Here is a 17,857-nt window from a genome sequence, read left to right as displayed (position 1 = left end):
AGCCGAAAAAAAGGAAAGGAAAGGTTAACAGGTTCGTCACTCTTAGGTTGTAGAGGCCTGGATCAGGCCTCCACCAGCATCCGTTCCACCGAATTCGGGGTCGTGAAGCTGCGAAGCTTGCGCAGGTTCACACGGTCGTAGACCACGCCCAGGCAAAGGCTTTCCAACAGCGGATGGTTCAGGAGCGCGGCTTCCGCGACGTCGCGCGGCGTCTCGCCCCATTCTCCGACCACGGCAAAGCTTGGCAGTTCGTAGAGCATCGCAAGGCCCTGCGCCGTCGGATACAGCGCCGGAACATCCACGACGATGGCAGCGAACTCGCCCCGAACCTCGTTCAGGATGCGGCGGATCAGCTGGGCGGATTGCAGATCGTCCGGGATGCCCTTGCCGGCGGGAAGCACGGTCAGATTGGCGTCTTCGACATCCAGCAGCATCGACTGCCAGTGGTCGTCAGAGGACGCACCCTCTGCGAAGCCGGGCTTGCTGTCCAGGCGCAGCAGGCGGGTGAGGGTGCCTTCCCGGCTGTCTGTGTCGATGACCAGCACACGCTTCTTCGACGTGGCGGCGATCTGACCGGCCAGGTTCAGCGTGACCGAGGCACGGCCGTGGTAAGGGTTGAACGAGGTCACGGCCACAACGGCGGCGCCGTCGCTTTGCCCTTGCGCCGCCAGCCGCACGTGGCGCAGCGTTTCGGCGTAGATGGAGTTCGGCTGCTGCAGCACGGGGATCTGGACGGAAGGCGCCAGCGGGCGCTGGATGGGCATGTTCGCCTCGTGCGACGCGGCGCGGATCTGCGGCGCGTGGGACCCGCGGAAGGACCGCAGGGGCGGCAGGTGTCCGAGGAAGCGCAGCGGCGAATAGGCCGTCAGGTCGTTGGCCGTGCGCAGCACGCTTTGGCGCGTTTCGCGCCGGATGGCCCAGCACAGGCCGAAGAACAGGCCCAGCATCCCGGCGGCGATGGCATAACGCAGTGTGGCCGGCCCCGAGGGCTGCCGCGGCGTTTCGGCATAGGACAGAACGCGCACATTGGCGACGGGGAACGAGCTTTGCTGGCGAATCTCCTGCGAGCCGGCCAGCGTCTGCTGGTACAGCGTCGACAGGGTTTGCGCTTCCTGCTGCATCGATTTCAGGCGGACAAGGGCCGCCGCCTGACCGGCGTTCTGGGCGGTCATCTCGTCCAAGGTGGCGCGCAGGGCGTCCACGCGGGCCTTGGCGACGTTCAGATCGCTGGCCGCCGTCTGGCGACGGGCCTGCAATTCCACGAACAGCCGTCCGGCCGACGTCTGCAACGCTTCCTTAAGCCCCGCGATCTGGGGGTGGTTCGGTCCGGCATTGATCGTCAGTTCGCGCAGGCGCGACTGCAACCCGTTGAAGTTGTCGAGCCGGCTGAGAAGCTGTTCCGGCAACTGGTCCGAGCCGAAGCTGATCGAGTTGCCGTCCAGAAGACCTTCCACGCCCCCCGCCAGCACATCATCATAGGTGCTGAGGATGGCCTGCGCCTTGGCGCGGTCGCCGATGGCGGCGGTCAGGCTCGCGTTCAGTTCCGCCTGGGCCTGCTCGCTTAGCAGCGTGCCGTCCTGCGAGATCGCAAGGCGGTTGTCGGCGGCGAACTTCTCGGCCGCCTGGGCAGCCTCTTGCGACTGCTGGCGCAGTTGTTGCAGGCGTTCCGCCATCCAGCCTTCGGTGGCCGTGACGGCCTGCGCGTTGGCGCCCAGAAGGTCCTGGCGATAGGCGTCGGCATAGGCGTTCGCAACCGTGGACGCGATGGCCGGATCGTGCGAGGTGTAGGTGATGCCGATGGCGCTGCTCTGGCTCAGCCGTGAAACGTTCAGGTCCCGTTGCAGCAGATAGGCCGCAAAGCGTTGCTGGGGGTCCGTCGTCGTTTCGTCCGACGCGGTGGCAACGGCTGCGCTCACCGGCTCCTCGGCTGGTGTCACCAGGCTTTTCAGCCAGGTGACCGGCGTCAGGACAAAGGCAATCGTGCGGCCGATGGCGGTGGAGATCGGCGAGCTCGGCACGTCAAGGAACGTCGCGTTCTCCGTCAGCCCCGTCGTGTTCAGCACGTCATAGGCCAGCTTGTTCGAGGCCATGACGATCCGCGCATCCTCGATCGCGGCGGTGGGCGTCAGGCTGGGCGCGCCCAGGCCCCCCGCCTGCCGCGTGGCGGTGTTCAGCGTGTCGTCCAGCAGCATCGTGGCGGTGGCGCTGTAGGTGTCGGGCTTCGACATGCCATAGGCCAGACCGAAAATCCCCAGCCCTAGGGCCGGAAGAAGGATGTGCAGGCGCTGGCGGCGGGCGCCGGCCAGAAGGCGCTGCAGTTCGATGGTCTGCGACGGCTCGGCCGGGTGATCGACGGACACGGGCGGGACGTAGGAGCGGAGTTCGCGCATGTTCATGCTTGCCTTTTCTTGGTGGCTGCCGGGCCATAAAGCTCGACGGGGCCTGCGCCCAGGATGCGGGCGACGACACCGGCGTGAAGTCCGGCGCGCATCAATTGCGGATTGCGGCGTGACGACGTTCCCGACGCCACGGCCATGGTCAGGCAGGCCGCGCATTTCGCGGCGGCCACCGCGCCCAGCTTCCACCGGGCCGGATTGCCCCGGCCCAGCGTTGCGGTTTCGGCATGGGTCTGGCCCATGCGATACCGCCGGCGCAAAAGCCAGCGCAGCGAGGTGCGGTCGCTTGGCACCGTTTCATCGACGATGGCGCGGGGGGCGGGCGCGATGCGTCCACCGGCGGCAAGATAGCGGGCAAACCACTCGGTGTCCTCGCCCCCGCTGCGGCCGCGCGACAGATCGAAGTCCAGACCCTGCCAAGCCGGATCGGCCAGATCGACAAGGTTGTTGCCGGTGTAGCCCGCGCGGCAGGACCCGTCGGGCGACAGGACCGGGTGCGTGTCATGCGGGCGCGCGGACAGCATCCAGCGCGGCGCGTCCGGAGAATAAGCGCCGTGGACGACGCCCAGAACCGCCCCCGCGCCGCTGTCAGCCCGCGCCTGCATCAGGGCCTGCAGGGTGTCGGGACGCAGGGTCTGGTCATCGTCGACATAGACGAAGAACCGCGCCCCCTGCGCCCGCGCGTGATCCAGCAGCGCGTTCCGCGCGATGGAGATGTTGCCCGCCGGCGCGTGCAGATAGGTGATCGGCAGGGGAAAGCCGTTCGCGATCCCCGTCACCAGCTTCATCGCCGAGGGTTCGTTGTCGTTGTCGGCCACGGCCACGCTGACCTGGGCCCCACAGGGCAGCATGTCGCGCAGCGATTCCAGTGTCCGCGCCAGTTCGGGCCGGCGATAGGTGCAAATTCCGACGATCAGCCGCTCAGGCATGACGGACCCTTTCCTGTTTCGGCCGTGCCGAGATCCATTCACGCCAATATCCCACGGACCATGCCAAATGCATGATGCCCGCGAAGAAACCTGCGAACAGCCCCGCCACATGGCGTTCGGAAAGCGCGATCGCGACGCCGCCTGCCAGACAGCCCGCGATCCACAGCAGCAGGGGCAAGGCGAAGATCGCGTTCAGCGGGGCCAGAACCGCGCAGGCCAGAGCCGGGGCCAGCGCCGCCACGACGGCCTGCCGCGTGGCGGGCCGCATACCGTGCTTGGTCAGGTTGCGGCGCCGGCCGCGCCCGAAGTTCTGATATTGCCGCCACAGCGACGCCACCGTGCGGCGGGGGAAATAGGTCAGCCGCGTGCGCTGCGTCAGCCAGATGCGGAACCCGGCCGCGCGCAGACGATGGTCCAGTTCGGCATCCTCGTTGTGGCTGAAGCCGGGATCGTAGCCCCCGGCGGCGCGGAAGGCCGCCATCCGCATCAGGGCGTGGTGGCCGTGATCCACCCATTTTCCCGGCCCGTCCAGCCGGTGCGCCGACCCACCATTGCCGAGGCGGGAGTTCTGCGCCAGCGCGACCGCCTGCTGCCAGAAACCTTCCCCTTCGGCCACCATGGAGACGACAACGCTGTCCGCCCCCTGCTGCTGCGCCTCGTGGAGGACGACGTCGGCGAAATCGGCGGGATAGGCGCTGTGCGCGTCCAGCCGCAGCAGCCATTCATGATCCGCGCCGAACTCCTCGACCGCGCGGTTGACAGCGGCGGATTGAAGGCGCTGCGGATTGTGCATCAGGTGGACCCGCGGTTCCGTCCCCGCGATCCGACGCACGATGTCGGGGGTGCCGTCGGTGGAGCCGCCATCGGCCACCACGATCCGGGCGTCCCGTGCCGCCGGAAAGGCCAGCACCGACGCCAGAACCTGGGCGATGTGTTTGGCCTCGTTCAAGGTGGGGATGACGATCAGGAGGGAAGGGGTCATGCGGCACCTCCGCAGATTGCGGCCGTCAGGGAACGGCATTCCGCATCGTCCATCCGCAGGGCATCCCGGGGCACGGCGGCCAGCGCCTGTTGCAGGGCGGGCAGGTCCCCGGCGGCGTTGGCAAGGCCCTCGGCGATCGCGTCATCCTTCGGCGCACGGATTGTCAGCGTGCAGCCCCAGCCGGCCGCCTTGCGCGCGACCTCCGTCCCCTCCAGCACGATGGGAACGGCGCCGTTCAGGCAGCCTTCGTACAGGCGGTTCGGCAGCAGCCAGTCCGAATTCTCCCCCGCCTGATAGCGGTCGATCAGCCACGCATAGTCCACCTCGCCATAGATGGCGGGCAGGTCGTCGGGCCAGCGATAAGGGCCGAGGAAGTGCAGGTCGGGGTTCGCATCGACCACCGCCTGAAAATCACCCAGCACGTCCAGCGCCGGGCGGCCTCGAAGGATCACTTGGAACTGGCCGGGGTGGCGGCGCGTCAGTCGGTCCAGCGCGTCGAGCGAGAAGCGGCAGCGCAGGATGCCGAACCAGCCAATGGTGACCGGCGCGCGGGCAGGGGCCGTGGCCGGTTTGGTAGCGGGGCCGTCGAAGGGCTTGTTCTCGGCCAGGATGACCGGAATGTCCGGCTGCCCGTAGGCCCGCAGGTAGTTCCGGGCAAAGGCGGGGGAGGAGGTGACGACGGCGGCGCAGCGGCGCATCAGCGTCGCCTCCACCTGCCGCAGAGCGCGGGCGGTCTTTCCCTGGCCCAGCATCATGCCGTGAATATCAAGCAGTTCGTAGCACAGCCGGGCGCGGCCGCCGCGGGCCAGCCATGCCCCCAGAACCAGCGTTTCCAGATTGCGTGCAAGGATGGTTTCCGGACGGGCCGCGGGCGGCACCATGCGGCCGATTCGCGGCAAAGCCCGAAGAATCGACGCCAGCCGCTGCTTCATCCGGCCATTCTCGGTCTGACCAAGCACGGTAACATCGGGCGCCAAAGCCCCGGAACCGCGCCGGAAACCGGCCAGGCGAACCTCGGCCCCGCCCCGGCGAAGCATCTCGACCCGGCGGGAGATGGCGGGATCGTCAAGATCATGTGCCAAATACGTCACAAGCACGCGGACAACCTTCCGAAATCTTTAAAAAAATGCCCGTTCATCAGGGCAGGACACGTGAAAACAAAGGGAAAGGTGCGACCCGTTCACTCTCAGCCTTTACCCGATTGCGGCCAAACGGTCCAGAGAGGCCGGAAAGGAACGGTATTGTTGGTAAACAAGGCGCGGGCTCAGCGGTCTGCCTGCAGCAGATAGCGGATGCCGGAATATTCGTGCGGGACCTTCACAAGGCCCATCTTCCGCAGGAAGGTGCCCCGCTTGTCCCGCGCGGTCAGCCGAAGGATGGGCCAAAGTGCCGCGGGCAGGGCCATGGCCCGGCGGGCGGCCGACAAAAGACCTTGTTCGGACTTCTGGTCAAGGAACAGCCGGTGGTGAAACTTGTTGCGGGTGAACCGTTCCTGCTGGCGCAGAAGCTCCTGCGCGTCGGCAGGCAGGGCGTCGTCCCGCAGGATCCCGGCCGCGGCATCGGCGAAGGCCTTCAGATCCGCCGTCCGGTGCTTCACGCTGAGGGAGTCCGGGCGCTGGAAGGCGACATAGCCGCAGGACCGGATCGTGATGAACCGCGCCCCACGCGCCATCAGGCGGACGTAAAGAATGAAATCCTCGCCCAGCCGAAGACCTTCGTCATAGCGCAGACCGCTGCGCAGGAGGAATTCACGGCGGATGATCGGCTTCAGAAGGCCTGTCTCATCCCGGCCCATACCGGCGCGCCCGCCAAGGTTTCCGGCCACGAAGCCGGAAAGCGACATCGGCGTCGGGGCGTCGGGAAAGACGGCGACGTCCTGCGGCGTCACGGTGTCACGCATGTGGTCGGGGACCAGCGCGATGTTGTCGGCCGCCAGATCGAACGGGCCTGCCGCGAACAGCCGCGCAAAGCGTCCGGGCAGAAGGATGTCATCAGAATCGAGGATGGCGATCCAAGAGGCGGTCGCGATCTCGATCGCCTCGTTCCGGGCCTTGGCGGGGCCCACGTTCCGATCCAGACGGATCACGCGCAGACGGCCACTGCCATCCTCGCATCCCTGCGCCACCGCCGCCGTGTCGTCGGCCGAGGCATCGTCCACGACGAGCACCTCCGCCACCTCAGGCTCGGCCAGGGCCGAGCGGATGGCCTGCGCGATGGTCCTGCGGGAGTTGTGCGCGGGAATGATGACCGAAACCGTGTTCATGAAGGGCACTCGTATGTAACTGACACACCGTGTCTAGGCCGGACTTGGCGCGGGACCAATGGTTTTCTGCCAGAAAGGTTGCCGTTTGGGCGGGGCGCGTGCTTTGAGGTAACCTGAACCCGCGCCGGCGGCCGCCACTGCAGGCGTGCCGGCTGGGTGCGAGCATTGGCAACATCACCTACTTCGCCAAGGACAACCCGGTGAGCCGGTCGAGCGGTCTGTTCACGACCGCCAGCAGCGTGCGGGCCGAGTCGGAATGGCGCATGATCAGGTCGAACAGCAGGCTCATCAGACAGATCGTGGCCAGAAGAAGCGCGGCCATGCCGAAGGCGCCGACCTCGGTCGTCGGCCGATGGTCCACGAGGTAGAGAAGCATGTTCCCCCAGGCGAAGGTGAACATGCTCGTCCGGCCGAAGAAGGACAACCCGCGCCACATCGACGCCCGACCCGGCGCGCGGACGTCCACGATCCAGATGAAGGCCAGCGTCAGGCACAGCGCGGCCAAGGCGCCCGCCGCGAAGTAGATCACGTGGCTGTTCATCCGCAAGCTCATGTTCGACAGGCCGCGGAACACCCAGTCGGGCGCCGTCAGGAGCGCGGTGACGCTCATCGCCACCAGTGGCAAGAGGGCCAACGAGATCCTGCGCCCAAAAGCCGCCGCCCTTTCCTCGTCCGTGGGGCCGCGCCGTCCGGCGGCGATGAACCGGCCTAGGCACAGCCCGCCGATCACCAAGGTAAGCCCGTGCAGCACGGAAGGGCCCGCAAGGTGCGAGCTGCCAAAGCCGGTCAGGAACTTCACGATCCGTGCAACCTGTCGGGGGAAGCCCAGATCGGTCCGGACGTCGGGAAGGTCATGAAGAAGGGGCCAGGCCAATTGGTAGGCGAGGGCGAAAGCGACCAGCGGCCAAAGTTCCACCCGTTCGCGGACCCACAGCAGAAGCGGAGCCAAGGCCAGGATGAACGCGTAGAACTTCAGGATCTCGGTATACGGCGAATTTCCCATGAACAGCAGGCAGGAGATGCTGAATTTCAACGAATAGCCATCATCGACCAGAAAGAGGCAGAAGATCGACAAGGCGTAGAGGATCCAGCATTGCAATGCCCGCTTGAACAGCCGCGAGGTGACGAGGGCCTTCTGTCCGGAAATCCAGCGCGGATAGTAGACAAGTTCCAGCATTGTGCCCAACAACAGCACAAAGATGGGCGTCGCGGTTTGCATGAGGACCCGCAGCGGGATCGACACCTCCGGCGTCAGGTACCGGCCGACCCCGGTTTCAGAGTAGACGTGGGAGCCCATGGCCAGCAGGATGGCCATGCTCCTCATGGCGTCGATGCCCAGGATGCGCGTCTTCATGATGTCCTGGCCTCCTGAAGCATGGCATGGGGCGCGTCGGAGTGAGGCGCGAGGTTCCGTGGCCGATCCGTGAGGATTGCCTTTACGATACGGCCTGAGGGCCGTCGTGAAGCATTGATGTCAAATCGCACACGTCGTCTTTCTCGATATCGTCGATATCAGGTCCGCCCGATGGGGCAGGCGAACTGCGCGGCGCATGCGCCGTCGAAGGATTGTCAGGATCAATGGCAATCACAAGGATCACCTTTCCGGCTCGACGCCCATTGGGCCCGCAAACAATCAAGGCATACACGGCTCGAGTCGAGACAAGAGCCTGTAAAATTTTACGCCCTTCGCACTGGGACGCGTTGGCTTTGTGCCGCATCTCTTGTACCGGCCGACGGTGTGGCTGAGGCCGTTCAAATAATCTTAGACTTCCCATGCCATCACCGGGGCTGGGGAACGCCGCCCCTGCCAGGCACGGAAAAACGATTTGTGGTGGATTAACGATTTGTCAGGACATTATCGCCAAGCCCCAGTTGCGCAGGATTGCGGGCGGAACGGCAATATCGACGCGTTAAGCCCGATCGCGGTCGTGGAATTCTCCTGTGAATGTTCAGGACCCGACTTGGCCCTTCCGGGAAGTTCATCCCGCCGGTGCGCTCGCTTTGCCACCCACGCGAGAGCCAGCGGTGCGGCCGAACGCGGTCGGAACAAGCTGCCGGGATGGCAGCGTGGAGATGGTGACGTCGGTTCCGTTTCGCGTTTCTGGCCTGCGGAAGACTCGGAGACGGTATGCGCATATTCGGGGCAAATCATGATGCGCCGGCCCAGCCGATCTGCAACCGCCTACCCTCGACATTCGCCAAGCTCAGCGAAAGAAGCAGAATGAAACAGCGCATCAGCGTCATCCTCCCTACCTATAACCGTGCCAGCCTGATCGGTGAGACGATCGAGAGCCTTCTTGCTCAGACCCGCAAGCCGGACGAGATCCTGGTCATCGACGATGGCTCCACCGATGGTACGGCGGAGGTTCTGGCGGGCTACGAGGGGCTGAGGGTCGTGCGAATTCCCAACGGCGGGAAAGCGTCGGCGCTGAACCTCGCGATGGGGATGATTTCGGGCGATCTCGTCTGGATCGTGGACGATGACGATCTGCTTCTCCCCGAGGCGTGCGCGGCCCTGTCCGCGCCGCTTGAGGCGGACGAAGATTTAGGATTTTGCGCCGGGCGCCATATCGACTTCGAGGTCGATCCGGCCAGCGGGCAAAAGGTGACGCGTCCCCCTGGCTACATGCGCGACTCTGCCCCAGACCAGATCTTTCCGGATCTTCTGGAGGGCTGCCACATCTTCCAGCCCGGGCTGATGGTCCGGCGCCGGGTCTATGACGCGGTGGGGCCGTTTGACACGAGCTTGGTGCGGTCGCAGGATTACGAGATGCTGCTGCGGATCGCCCGCAGCCATCGCGGGCTGCAACTGCCGGACACGGTTTTCCTGCACCGGGAGCACAAGGGCACGCGGGGGACGGCGACGACGAGTTTCGCCGCATCCCGCAACTCTGACATGTGGGCGGTCTACAACCGCATCATCTTTGAACTGATGCTTGCGGGCTTGTCCGATGCGCAATTGATTGCGGCTTCCGACCTTGATGCGGTGCCGCAGCCTTTGCACGCACGCGCAGCCCGCATCAAGCGCGGCTGCGTCCTTGCCCGGCAGCGGATGTGGCCCGAAGCAGTGGCGGCGTGGCGCGAAGCTGCAGGGATGCAGGCCTCGGCGCTGTCGGGGCTGGAGCGCGACATGCTGGCCCGCAGCCCGAACTCGGCCCTTGGTGCGCCGGAACTCTTTGCCTCTGCAGAAGTGCGTGCCGGTCTTCTGGCCTTGTCGCGGATGCCCGGGCCGGGGCCTGAAATCGTGGCCGTCCTGCGCCGTGCCGCACGCTGGCACGTCCGCGCCGCAATCAAGGCGCGCGACTGGCGCTGCGGCTTGAACGGGGCCCGCTTCCTGTTGGGGCGGTGAGCGGGGTCATTGCCCCGCCCGTTGCCTCGCCAGGTCGTTGAGGATCGCGGCGATCCGGTCGTCCAGAGCCGCGTTGTCGTGGTCCGCCTCGATCTTTGCGCGCGCAGCGGCCACGATCCGGTCGCAGCTGGCCGGATCTGCGATGACTTGCAGGATACGTGCGGCCAGCGCCTCGTGGTCCCGTTCGGGGGCGAGAAAGCCCGTTTCTCCATCCGTGATCAGTTCGGGAATGCCCGAGTGATAGGAGCTGATGACCGGAAGGCCCGAGGCCATGGCCTCCATCAGGGCCACGGGTACGCCTTCCATGTCGCCGGTGCGGCTGGTGATGCTGGGAAGGATGAAGGCGTGGTAGTCGTGCAGCCGCCGCTTCACCTCGTCATGGGGCAGGCTGCCTGCGAAGGTCACGCGGTCGCGGATGCCGAGTTTCGTCGCAAGCGCCTCCAGTTCCGAAGTAAGAGGACCACCCCCGATGATGTCGTAGCGCCAGTCCGTGCCGCGCAGCGTTTCATGCGCAAAGGCGCGCAGGGCGAATTCAATCCCCTTCTTTTCCACCAGCCGGCAGACCGACACGAAGCGGACGGCGCCTTCGGTGCGGGTCCGGGGCGTGTAGGGGATCCTTGTCACGTCGACGCCCATCCGGTGCACCGCAACCTTCTTCGCTTCGGCCCCGGACTCGATCAGCATGTCGCGGAAGACCTTGTTGACCGTCAGGTGAAGGTCGCCGTTCCGGAAGAGGTCTGCGTATTCGCGGCACTTGTTGTCCTTGAACGGAACGCCGACGTCATAGCCGTGGAAGATGGTCACCACCGGCGTGCGGGTCCGCCCCATGCGCTTTGCACGGGCCACACGCGCGCCGTTCTTGCCGAAATGGGCGATAATGACGTCGTAATCGTTCAGCTTTCCGCCAAAACGAAGGTCCAGAAGCGCCGCAACCTTGTAGCGCAGGCCATAGGGCAGCCGGTCCACCGCCCGCTGAAGACGCGCCGAGGACCACCAGAGCCGGGTGTTTCGGATCAGCGAGGATAGGGGTTCGCGCTGCCGATCCGGATGGGTGTCCATCACGGTGTCGCAAATCACGCCCACCTCGAACCCCCGGGCAAGAAGTCCCTCCATCTGCGAGATGACAAAGGTTTCCGACAGGAGGGGAAACTGACTGACCACGAAACCGACACGCATGCGACACTCCTGAAAACCAAACCGTGGTGGCGCCGGCGCGTGGATGACCTTCCGCCGGCACGATGTTCTTGCGCAAAGCGCTGCAGGCGCTCAGGCCCGCATGCGGCGGATGGGGCCCGACAGAGCGTTGCGCGCCATGCTGCACACGTCTGCCAGCGTTTCCCGCCCGGCGGGGAACAACGCGGCCACGCCGGCGACGATCGCATAGCTGAGGAGGGTGGCCAGAACCAGGACAACGGCGGGATCGCCAGGCAGATGCTGCTTGATCGTACACAGCACCGCCACTGAGATATGGGCCCCCAGCACGAAAGGCAGCGCAGTGCGCAGGATGTGTCGGGGCTGCACCGGCCCCTTGCGACCGATGTAGAGCCAAAGAAGCGGCGTCCGGACATATTCGCTGATCGCATAGGCCATGGCCACGCCAAAGGCCCCGTAGGGCAAGCCGAGCAGCAACGCCGCAGCCGTGGTCGCGGCCCCGAAGATGCCCCAGCGCATGAACTCCATCGATCGGCCCTGGCTGATGAACAGCCAGCCCGACGGGTTGTTGAGCGGCTGCAAAAGCCCCGCGAAACCCAGCGCTTGGAAGATCGTCACGGTCCCATGCCATTGTTCCCCCAAAGCCAGCGGGATCAGCAAATCGGCCGCACCGATGGCGACCGCCACCCCCGGCAGGGCCACGAACAGCAGGAGCGGGACCACGCGAAGGTAGGCGCGCCGATACCGATGGGGTTCATCCACGATCCGGGACAAGGCCGGGATCATCACCCGTCCCAGCGGATTGGTGATCTGCTGCAGCGGGAACAGCAGCAGCCGGTTCGCCCGGTCGTAAAGCCCCAGTTCCTGATTGCCCCAGCGGCGCCCGATCAGGATCTGGTCCAGGTTGCGCGCGAAATAGTTGGCGAAGTTGAAGCCGGTAATGCCGGCGCCGAAACTGACCATGCCTCCGGTCCCGCTGACCCAGCGCGGCAGGCCCGGAAGCCAGCGCGAGGTGAGCCAGCATCCCAGCGTCGTGATCGCCATCGTTGTAAGACCGCCAATGAACAGCGCCCAGTAGGTGTGCCAGATCATGGCCCAGCCGATGGCCACGGCCAGCCCTAGGACGGCGGCCACGCTTTCCAGAACCGCAAGGCGCCCGAACTCCATCCGGCGGGTGACGAGGGCGAAGTGCTGCGCCCCCGAGCCCAGGATTACGAGTTGCAAGCTCATCGCCGCCACAAGCGGTGCCACCTGCGGCTGGGAGTAGAAGCGCGCGACCAGTGGCGCGATCAGGATCATCACGACCCCCAGGAGCGTGCTGACGCCCATGTTGATCCAGAACAGGCTGTTGACTTCAGAATGGGTGATGCCCTTCTTCTGGACCGTTGCCTGCGTCAGGCCCAAATCCTGGAACAGCCCCACAAAGGCGATGACCGGGGCGGCCATGGCGACGATGCCGAAATCTTCGGGCTGAAGCAGCCGTGACAGCGCGATGACGGAAATGATCTGGCATCCGAGCTTCACGATCTGGGCACCGCCGGTGACCACCGCACCGCGGCCTACGGAGCGTCCAAGAGACTGATCGGGTGGGTCGAACCGCTTGCTGTCGGTGTCCATGATCAAGGCCCTTCAACCAGATTTTGGGAATTTGCGCGTCGCTCCCATGGCGAGGGCCGGAAAGGCTTCAAAACCAACATCACGAGCGGAGGAGGAGCGGAAGTGCAGGCGCTTCGAATGGGCGGGATTTGGGCTGCGGCGAATGCGTGGTACAGGGTCGCAGTGGCATCACGTCCAAGCGGTCCGCGACGTTGTCCCCCATGTTCAGCCGAACGCCCATCGCCAAGCAGTGCCTGGTCGCGATCGACCACGTCCGTTCGATGCCGCGTCATCTTCACCCCACATACGAAAGACGACAGGATGGGTCACCTGGCGCTACCGATCAACAACGCGAACACATCCCGCGCCGGGCAACTGTTAGCGGCATGCCCTTCGCTTGTCGATGCGGAACCGGCAGCGCGGTAAACGCCGACACAGTTGCACCGCATTCCAGTCCGGCAAGTGTGTTCGCGTGACGTGGAATCTTTCAGAGTTTGCAAGTGGACTCGGGTTTGAACTGCAATCAACGGCACATGCGGCAGAAGGATTGAAAGTCCGTTCCGAAGTCGATGCAGCGAGGTGTGCGGGCCGCACTCTTTGCGCCCTGCCGCCTGCACCTGTGCATTAACGTTGCCCTCCCTTAATCATCGACAAACGAGATGTATTTCGTTATCAGGCCGGCATCGTGGTGATGGATGGATTGCCGGTTCAATCAATATTGCGGCCGACGACCAGCCGTTCTTTGTTCAGACGGGGCGAAAATGGCACGGCGGCGCATAGATCTGATCTATCATGGTTATGAACTGCACGCGCTGGATCGGCCGCTTGGCCGTGTGCAGTCCGAGCTGCGGCTGAAGGCGCGCACGGTCTATCGCGGGTTGCGGCGGCGCCAGCTTTACACGGGCTTCTACACCGCGTTCCAGAACCTGCGGCAGGGCCTTACTTCTCTGGGTATGGACGTGCATGTGAACGATTTCGCACATGCGCGTCGCCACCCACAGCAGCCCATCGGCATCTCCGGCTATCCCGGCGTGTATGATCGGGTCCGGCTGCCCAATCCCGCCATCTTCGGTCCCGGTTTCGTGCCCCCGCCGCATGAGATCGAGGCGATCGGTGAGCGGTGCAACATCAAGATCTTCACCGCCCCCTCCGAATGGGCCTGCAAGATCTGGCGCCCGACGCTGGGCGACCGGGTGCAGCCCCTGTTCGCGCCGATCATCCTTTCGGACTGGCCGGATGTTTCGCAAGGCACAAAGACGAACGATGTCCTGATCTATGACAAGATCCGCTGGCAGCGCGAGGAACTGGTTCCCCGCATCCACGGACGTCTTGAAGCCCACCTGCGCCAGCGGGGTCTGACCTCACAGACTCTGCGCTACGGTGCCCATCACGGAAGCGATTTTCGTGCTGCGCTGGGGCGCTCCCGTGCGATGGTGTTCCTGTGCGAACACGAGACGCAGGGCCTTGCCTATCAGGAGGCGATGGCCTCGGGCATCCCGATCCTCGCATGGGACGAGGGCCGGCTGATCGACCCGACGGAACGCAAGATGGCGCCGGCCGATCTTGTGGTTTCGTCCGTTCCTTATTTCGACGCGCGCTGCGGGATGACCTTCACCGAGCCTCAGATAGAGGACGCGTTCGACCGGTTCTGGAGTGCGCGGAAGGAGTTCCGCCCCCGTGACTACGTGGCCGAGATGTTGAGCCCGGAGAAAAGCGCGCAGATTTATCTCGACCTGCTGGATCGGGCGGCACGCTAGCTTCGGACGCCGCACTCGACGCCCGTCTGGCCGGAAGAACGCGAAACCGCTGTGATGGTCATCAAGAGCGTTGGCGGGTTTTCCTGCTGCGCCATCCTCGCCGAGTGGACCACGCAGGTTCGTACCGGGCCGCTCCCATACCTGAAGTCGCACGATCTTCACACGCCGGCGGACAGCAGGCGCGTTGCAGGATTCCGGCACCCTGATCCCCGCGAGTGTCACAATTCTTAGTTGAACCGCGTGCTAGTCAGCCCGGGTATCGCCGACCCGATTAATAAAATTTTAAACATACGTTGTTTGTCTTGTAGCGAGCCTGTTGGGTGCAATATATGCAACCACAGGTTGTTTACGATTGCGCTCAGGATGAAGCAGAAGCCGCCCCGCCGCCGGGGCCTTCGTGGATCGTAAAGAACTTGCGTCTACCGAAAATCGCAAGTTTCAGACAACGCATGGAAGAGCTGCGCATGACAAGCACATCCCAACTGAACATCATCAACCTTCAGGTTCAGGCCGAAGACCAGATCGCGATCGACAAGGCCAATGGCACCTACGAAGCCAATCTGAGGGCGAACGACAAGTACTACCTGTGGCAGAGCGACTTCCAGACGATCCCCGTCAGCATGTGGGGCGATCCGGAGCTGTATGCCGCGCGCCTGCGCGACGCGCTGCCCGAGGTGACGACGCTGCGGCTCCCGTTCAACGCGAACAGCTTCAACGCCGACGGCTCGCTTCATCCGCAATACGAACGCTTCCTCGAGGCCGCCGCGAAGGAGGGCTTCAGCTTCATCATGGTCCAGATGGACGGGGACGCGCAGACCCTGACCGCCAGCGGCACAGGCGCGTTGCAAGAGATGCGGACCGAGCTGACAGGCGAAGTCTATGACAATATGGAGCAGGCCTGGACCCAGATGCTGGACTGGATGGACGCCCATCCCGCCGTCAGCGACGCGGTCTATGCCTACGAGGTGGTGAACGAGCCCGCCGCCTACAACACCGCGACCTTTTACGCCGACAAGCGTTCGGCGGGCCTGCAGGAGTTCGTGACGCTCTACGCCCAGCACATGGTGCAACTGGGCCAGATGATCGACGAACGGTCGGGCGACGCCAAGATCATGGTGGGGGGATGGAACTATTCGGCCAACTTCCAGCAGCTGGCGGACATCAAGATCGGGACTGTCAGCGCGCTGGACTACATCCGCGCGGGTCTGGGCGACAGCCTCGTGTGGTCGGCCCACCTGTATCCCGGCTGGCTGGGGACCACGGGCCTGTCCGATCCCGACGACGTCCGCGCCATGCTGGACCAGATCTACGGCCCCATCCTGAACGACTCCCTCATCCTGACGGAAACGAACGCGCAGGGGAACGAGGCTTACAACCTGATCTCGGACCGCAAGGAGGTGCAGGGCTTCACCCAGGCCTATGACTGGTTCGCCGATCACGGGGTCGCGGTCAGCTGGTTCACCGGCAGCCAGTACGGCGAATCCAACCTGTCGCGGATGGACCCGGACGGCACGCTGCGCTTCGTGCAGCAAGGCAGCTATGCCGCGGCCATGGACGCCTTCACGCTGGGGGGCGAGGATCCGGCCCATGCGACGGGCGAGGTCGTGGAGATCCAGCTGATCAAGGGACGGCTGCGCAACCAGACCAACGATCCGGATTACGACGCCACCAATGAATTCGACATCGCGCAGAACCTTGGGCTGGGCGTTGGCCATGCCGGCAACGACACGCTGAACGGCAGCGCCGAGGCGAACAACTTCCTTTATGGCGGCACGGGGAACGATCAGGTCTTCGGCAACCTGCGTGACGACTTCCTGTTCGGGCAGGATGGCGACGATCTAATCAATGGCGGCACGGGCGGGCATGACCTTCTGTTCGGCGGGCGCGGAACGGACCGGATCATCGGCGGCGCCGGCGTCACCCAGATGTATGGCGGGGCGGGGGGCGACACCTTCGTGGCGCATCCGCGCGGGCGGACGATCCTCGTGGACTATTCCCCCTCCGAAGGCGATCTGCTGATCGTGAATGAGGCCGGCTTCACCGCCGCGAACTTCCGTGCCCAAGCCACCTCGGTCGACTGGGACCGTTCGGGCCCCCGCGACCTGCGTGTCGCCCTTCCGGGCGGGGGTGAGCTCATCATCCTCGGCATGGGCGACCGTCTGGACGAGGTGATCGCCTCGCTTCTTCCGGCCGAAGGAAATGTGGATCCGGTGGATCCCGTGTCGATCCATGACCTGCTGCAAGGCCGTCCGGGCGTGGACATCCTGTATGGCGGTGTCGGCAATGACACCATCTATGGCGATCCGGCGGACGCGGTGGGCGACGACCAGCTTTACGGCGGTTCCGGCAACGATATCCTGTATGGCGGCGGGGCCGCAGACCGGATGGAAGGCGGCGACGACTTCGACCTGATGTATGGCGGCGAAGGCAACGACCTGATGTATGGCGGCCTGCACAACGACACCATGGACGGCGGCGGCAGCAACGACCTGATGTATGGCGACAACGGTTCCGATGTCATGAGCGGCGGTCTGGGCAACGACACGCTGTATGGCGGGGGCGGCAACGACACGCTGGACGGCGGCGACAGCAACGATCTGCTGTCGGGCGACGGGGGCAACGATTCCCTGTCGGGCGGGCTCGGGTTCGACACGCTGTATGGCGGGAACGGGGCCGACGTCCTGTACGGGAACGAGTCCAACGACGTCCTGTATGGCGACAAGGACAACGACACGCTCTATGGCGGCGCCAACACCGACGACCTCTATGGCGGGACCGAGAATGACCTCCTCTACGGGAACGAGGGGACGGACCGGCTTTATGGCGACAGCGGCAACGACACCCTGTATGGCGGGGCCGGCGGTGACAGCCTGTATGGTGGCCTTGGCAATGACGACGTGAACGGCGACGCGGGCGAGGATGTCGTCTATGGCGACGACGGCGACGACATCGTGCGCGGCGGCGACATGAACGACAAGATCTATGGCGGTGCGGGCAACGACTTCCTTTACGGGGACGCCGGCAACGACTGGATCTATGGTGGTCCGGGTCAGGACGTGGCCAGCGGCGGCAAGGGCGCGGACACCTTTGTCTTCAGCTTCGGCGACCAGCGTCTGGGCATCACGGACTTCAACACCGGGCAGGGCGACGTGCTGCGCATCGATGCCGCCCTGCTGAACGGGGTCGGCACGATCGCGGCCCTGCAGGAAAGGGCCGTGGTGACGAGCACCGGAACGTCGATCACCTTCGCGGACGGGGAATCGATCTTCATCGACAACTTCCGCGGAACGCTGACCGACAGCCTCGTGGACTTCTTCTGACAGGGGCGGGGGGGGGGGGGGGGGGGGGGGGGGGGGGGGGGCGGGGCGCCCCCCCCCCCCCCCCCCCGATAAATTATCAGGGGGGGGGGCCGAGCCGCCGCCCGCCCGCGGCG

General features: G+C 65.0%; 11 protein-coding genes. 3 read left to right on the top strand and 8 right to left on the bottom strand.

The genetic code is table 11. From position 1 onward, the window contains the following. Window positions 1-62: 62 nt before the first annotated feature. From PIJ50_RS14080 to opgC, 6 genes are all read right to left on the bottom strand, one after another. A complete protein-coding gene (locus PIJ50_RS14080) occupies window positions 63-2,396 on the bottom strand; it encodes a GNVR domain-containing protein (protein WP_271976083.1) in 2,334 nt (777 codons plus the stop codon). After that, on the bottom strand, window positions 2,393-3,325 hold the full coding sequence (locus tag PIJ50_RS14075; RefSeq protein ID WP_271976082.1) for a glycosyltransferase family A protein: 933 nt from the start codon (window positions 3,323-3,325) through the stop codon (window positions 2,393-2,395). The genes PIJ50_RS14080 and PIJ50_RS14075 overlap by 4 nt, the downstream gene beginning before the upstream one ends. Further along, a complete protein-coding gene (locus tag PIJ50_RS14070) occupies window positions 3,318-4,307 on the bottom strand; it encodes a glycosyltransferase family 2 protein (protein ID WP_271976081.1) in 990 nt (329 codons plus the stop codon). Before PIJ50_RS14070 ends, PIJ50_RS14075 begins: the two co-directional genes overlap by 8 nt. Then, window positions 4,304-5,404 (bottom strand): glycosyltransferase, encoded by a 1,101-nt coding sequence (locus PIJ50_RS14065; RefSeq protein WP_271976079.1) that lies wholly within the window; start codon window positions 5,402-5,404, stop codon window positions 4,304-4,306. Before PIJ50_RS14065 ends, PIJ50_RS14070 begins: the two co-directional genes overlap by 4 nt. A gap of 167 nt (window positions 5,405-5,571) precedes the next feature. Beyond that, window positions 5,572-6,570: a glycosyltransferase family 2 protein gene (locus tag PIJ50_RS14060; protein WP_271976077.1), complete on the bottom strand. Its 999-nt coding sequence runs from the start codon at window positions 6,568-6,570 to the stop codon at window positions 5,572-5,574. Window positions 6,571-6,748: 178 nt separating this feature from the next. Beyond that, window positions 6,749-7,924: an OpgC domain-containing protein gene (gene opgC, locus PIJ50_RS14055; RefSeq protein ID WP_271976075.1), complete on the bottom strand. Its 1,176-nt coding sequence runs from the start codon at window positions 7,922-7,924 to the stop codon at window positions 6,749-6,751. Between the two features lie 774 nt (window positions 7,925-8,698). Here opgC and PIJ50_RS14050 point away from each other — a divergent pair. Further along, window positions 8,699-9,919, top strand: a complete 1,221-nt coding sequence (locus PIJ50_RS14050) for a glycosyltransferase family 2 protein (RefSeq protein WP_271976074.1) — start codon at window positions 8,699-8,701, stop codon at window positions 9,917-9,919. A 6-nt stretch (window positions 9,920-9,925) separates the two neighbouring features. Here PIJ50_RS14050 and PIJ50_RS14045 read toward each other — a convergent pair whose 3' ends face one another. Both PIJ50_RS14045 and PIJ50_RS14040 read right to left on the bottom strand, forming a co-directional pair. After that, window positions 9,926-11,095 carry a glycosyltransferase gene (locus PIJ50_RS14045; RefSeq protein WP_271976073.1) on the bottom strand — a complete coding sequence of 390 codons (1,170 nt, stop codon included), beginning with the start codon at window positions 11,093-11,095 and terminating at the stop codon, window positions 9,926-9,928. 90 nt (window positions 11,096-11,185) lie between these two features. Then, window positions 11,186-12,688: a lipopolysaccharide biosynthesis protein gene (locus tag PIJ50_RS14040; protein WP_271976072.1), complete on the bottom strand. Its 1,503-nt coding sequence runs from the start codon at window positions 12,686-12,688 to the stop codon at window positions 11,186-11,188. A gap of 740 nt (window positions 12,689-13,428) precedes the next feature. Between PIJ50_RS14040 and PIJ50_RS14035 the strand changes: the two genes are divergently transcribed. Both PIJ50_RS14035 and PIJ50_RS14030 read left to right on the top strand, forming a co-directional pair. Next, a complete protein-coding gene (locus PIJ50_RS14035) occupies window positions 13,429-14,424 on the top strand; it encodes a glycosyltransferase (RefSeq protein ID WP_271976070.1) in 996 nt (331 codons plus the stop codon). Between the two features lie 464 nt (window positions 14,425-14,888). After that, window positions 14,889-17,744, top strand: a complete 2,856-nt coding sequence (locus tag PIJ50_RS14030; RefSeq protein WP_271976069.1) for a calcium-binding protein — start codon at window positions 14,889-14,891, stop codon at window positions 17,742-17,744. The last annotated feature ends 113 nt before the right edge of the window (window positions 17,745-17,857 follow it).

The sequence above is a fragment of the Falsirhodobacter sp. 20TX0035 genome (assembly GCF_028307215.1).
Taxonomy (GTDB): Bacteria; Pseudomonadota; Alphaproteobacteria; order Rhodobacterales; family Rhodobacteraceae; genus Falsirhodobacter.
Note: the sequence above shows the minus strand (reverse complement) of the source record. Positions and strands in the feature narration are given on the sequence as shown.